This is a genomic window from Armatimonas sp. (assembly GCF_043760365.1).
Lineage (GTDB): Bacteria > Armatimonadota > Armatimonadia > Armatimonadales > Armatimonadaceae > Armatimonas.
In genome coordinates this window covers 1-2,807 of the sequence record NZ_JAYUPA010000960.1, presented here as the reverse complement: position 1 = coordinate 2,807, position 2,807 = coordinate 1, and the positions used below count along the sequence as shown (strand labels likewise).

4 protein-coding genes are annotated in these 2,807 nt (G+C 61.8%); 2 read left to right on the top strand and 2 right to left on the bottom strand.

Annotation, left to right across the window (positions count from 1 at the left end; translation table 11 throughout):
* Together ACH2EH_RS24395 and ACH2EH_RS24390 are read right to left on the bottom strand one after the other, a co-directional pair.
* Nucleotides 1-301: hypothetical protein (locus ACH2EH_RS24395; RefSeq protein WP_395145924.1), on the bottom strand; the 301-nt coding region annotated here is incomplete at its 3' end.
* Nucleotides 285-740, bottom strand: a complete 456-nt coding sequence (locus tag ACH2EH_RS24390) for a type II toxin-antitoxin system RatA family toxin (protein WP_395145922.1) — start codon at nucleotides 738-740, stop codon at nucleotides 285-287. The genes ACH2EH_RS24390 and ACH2EH_RS24395, both read right to left, overlap by 17 nt.
* A gap of 36 nt (nucleotides 741-776) precedes the next feature.
* On the opposite strand from ACH2EH_RS24390, the gene ACH2EH_RS24385 reads away from it, so the two are divergent.
* Both ACH2EH_RS24385 and ACH2EH_RS24380 read left to right on the top strand, forming a co-directional pair.
* On the top strand, nucleotides 777-1,634 hold the full coding sequence (locus ACH2EH_RS24385) for a sugar phosphate isomerase/epimerase family protein (RefSeq protein ID WP_395145920.1): 858 nt from the start codon (nucleotides 777-779) through the stop codon (nucleotides 1,632-1,634).
* The gene (locus ACH2EH_RS24380) at nucleotides 1,634-2,617 is read left to right on the top strand and encodes a Gfo/Idh/MocA family protein (protein ID WP_395145918.1); all 984 of its coding nucleotides are present in this window, start codon (nucleotides 1,634-1,636) and stop codon (nucleotides 2,615-2,617) included. The genes ACH2EH_RS24385 and ACH2EH_RS24380 overlap by 1 nt, the downstream gene beginning before the upstream one ends.
* Nucleotides 2,618-2,807: the final 190 nt, after the last annotated feature.

Sequence of the window (2,807 nt, the reverse complement as noted above, 5' to 3'; positions counted from 1 at the left end):
GAGGCGGCCATTGCGGCGTTTCAAACTGCGATTCGGTGATGGGTTTAGATTCGCTGATGCGCAAGACATAGATCGGCTTGCCCAGAATGCGCTGATCGTCTTGCACTTGCTCCAGGAGCGCCGCTGCCTCGTTTGCCTTGAGCCAGATGTCTGATTCGGCTTCATGGCCACCGTCGCCGATATGGGCCAGGGTGAGTGTAATCAGTCTATCGGGCGTTTTTAGTGCCAAGACGGCGAGCTGTGCCCGCGCCGCTGGCACGTCGAAAGTGTAGTCGTCGGGGAGGCTAACCGAGCTCTTCACAGCGCTTTTTGATGGCTTGCTGCGTGGACTCAAGGTTGTTTTGCATCGTCTTGAGAATAATCGCGTTGATCAGTGCCCCCACGAGCGGAATCTCAAGCCGGTAGATCAGCACCGAGTCGAACTTTGTCAGACCGGGTTCAATCTCCGTGAAAGTCCAGGAACCGTGGAACTCGTCGAAGTCGCCGCTCACTTGCTTGAAGGTGCAGGTACCTCGTTCGGTGTCCCAGACATCTTCCTCGGCCCAGGTGATGCGCTTTTTGAGCTTGGGGACAATCGCAACCCACTCACTTGTCACCGTCTTGGTATCATCGGAGCGGGTCAGAGTCGTGATGGACTGGACATCGTCCATAAACTCTGGGAATGCCTCATTGTCGCGGGCAATGGCAATCGCGACGGCACGATTTGTTTTGATTAGAATATGGCTTTCAATGCGTGGCATAGAGGGATTGTAACACACTTTGCCGAATCAAAAAGCATGCAAGTATCACTTTGTGGGGCGGGGCTTGGTGCGGGGAAGCTGAGCCTGCTGGAGTTTACGGAGCTGGCAGCACGCTCAGGCTACTCGGGAGTTGATTTTGGCATCAGCAGCGCCCAGCGGCTCGCCGACGAGCTCGGAGGAACCACGGCGCTGAGTGAGAAATTTCTCACACTCGGAGTGGCTCCGGCGACCTTCGGGCTGGAAGTGGAGTGGCGGCGCGACGACGCGGCGTTTGCGGCGGGGATGGCGACTCTGGCGGAGAAGGCCGCGATTGCCCAGCAGCTTGGCTGTACGCGCTGCTGCACCTGGATGCCCAGCGCCACCAGCGACGATTCCGGCGAGTGGCGAGAGCGCACCGTGGCGCGTTTTCGGGAGATCGGCAAAGTCTTTGCGGACTACGGCGTGCGCTTCGGGCTGGAGTGGGTCGGGCCGCATCACCTGAGAGCGGGGGGCGAGAACCAGATGGGACCCCATCCAACCGTCTGGACACTGCCACAGACACTGGAGCTGATCGCCGAGACGGGCCAGAGCAACATTGGGCTACTGGTAGACTCCTACCACTGCTACACCACGGGCATCACCGAGGATGCGCTTGCCGCGCTCACCGACAGCCAGATTGTTCATGTGCACATCAACGACGCCCCGCGTGGGGTGGGGCCTTCCGGGGCAAAAGACAGCCAGCGCGTGGTTCCTGGCAGGGGTGAGATCAACCTGGCAAGCTTTTTGCGTGGTCTGCGACGGGCTGGGTACGGCGGCTACATTGCCTGTGAGATTCTGGCTCCCGCTCCTGTGGCGGACACCCCCGAAGAGGCCGCGACGCTGATTCGTAGCGCTCTGCGGGGGCTCGGAATTTAGTGGCTGAGCCGAGACTCGCGCTGGCAGGCTGTGGAACGGTGGGGGCGGTGCACGCCGCGCGGCTGGTCGCGGAGGGCGCTCAGATCGTTGCCATCTGTGATCCCGATGCCGAGGCACTCTCGCGCATGGCCCGGGCGCTGCCCCAGCGCCCGCTACTTTTCCGTTCCGAGCAGGACCTGCTGGCGTCGGGAGAGGTGGATGCGATCGTCTTGTGCACCCCGCATGCCCGCCACGCCGACCAGATCGCGGCGGCACTGGAGGCGGGAGTGCATGTGCTGTGCGAGAAGCCTTTTGTCACCCATTACGAGACCGGGGTGGGGCTGGTAAAACAAGCACGTGAGAGGAACCTGGCGCTTTTTGTCTCCTACACCCGGCGGGCACGGGGCCACGCTCGGTTCTTACAGGCGGCGGCGGGGCGGATCGGACCGGTGCAGTTTGTCTCTATTTTACGTGGCCAGCCCTGGCTCCAGACACACGGGCGTACCTGGCGGATGCAGGAAACCGAGGGGGGGGGCTTCCTGCGTGATGCGGGCGCTTCGATGCTAGACCTGTGTTTGCATCTAATACCCCTGCCCGTGAGCGAGGCCAGTGTGGAACTCTACCGTGCGGGAACGGCGGAGGTAGATGTCTGTGCATCGGTGCGGTTGCGGTTTAGAGGCGAGGCTCGGGTTGAGCTGACTCTGCTGGGAGATGCCGTCGAGACTCTGGAGCGTATCCAAATCTTCGGGGAGCGGGGAACCGCGGGCTGGTGCCACCGCGAGGGGGTGCCTGCCGAGCTCTATCTGAAAGAGCTGGGGGGCGCTCTGGAGAGCCCTGACCCGGCGACCTACCGCATCCCTACGCCCGATATTGCTTTCTTGACGGCGCTGCGCTCCGGGCGTCGTTTCGATGCCGAGACCGCCGCAGACCTCTACGATGCTGCCACAGCGCTGCCCACTATTGCTCTGGTGGAGCGTCTCTACCGCGAGGCAAACTGGCGGTAAACCTCTCCTCCCCAACCCTCCTCTCCCGGGCGCTCCTTCGTCGCTGGGAAAGGAGGGGGATAGGGGGCAGGGGGAGAGGTTATTTGGGTTGGGGAGAGGTCAAAGACCCATGATATAATTCTTGCCGTAGCCGGAGTGATGAAATGGTAGACATGCGCGCCTCAAAAGCGTGTGGGGCAACCCGTGCGAG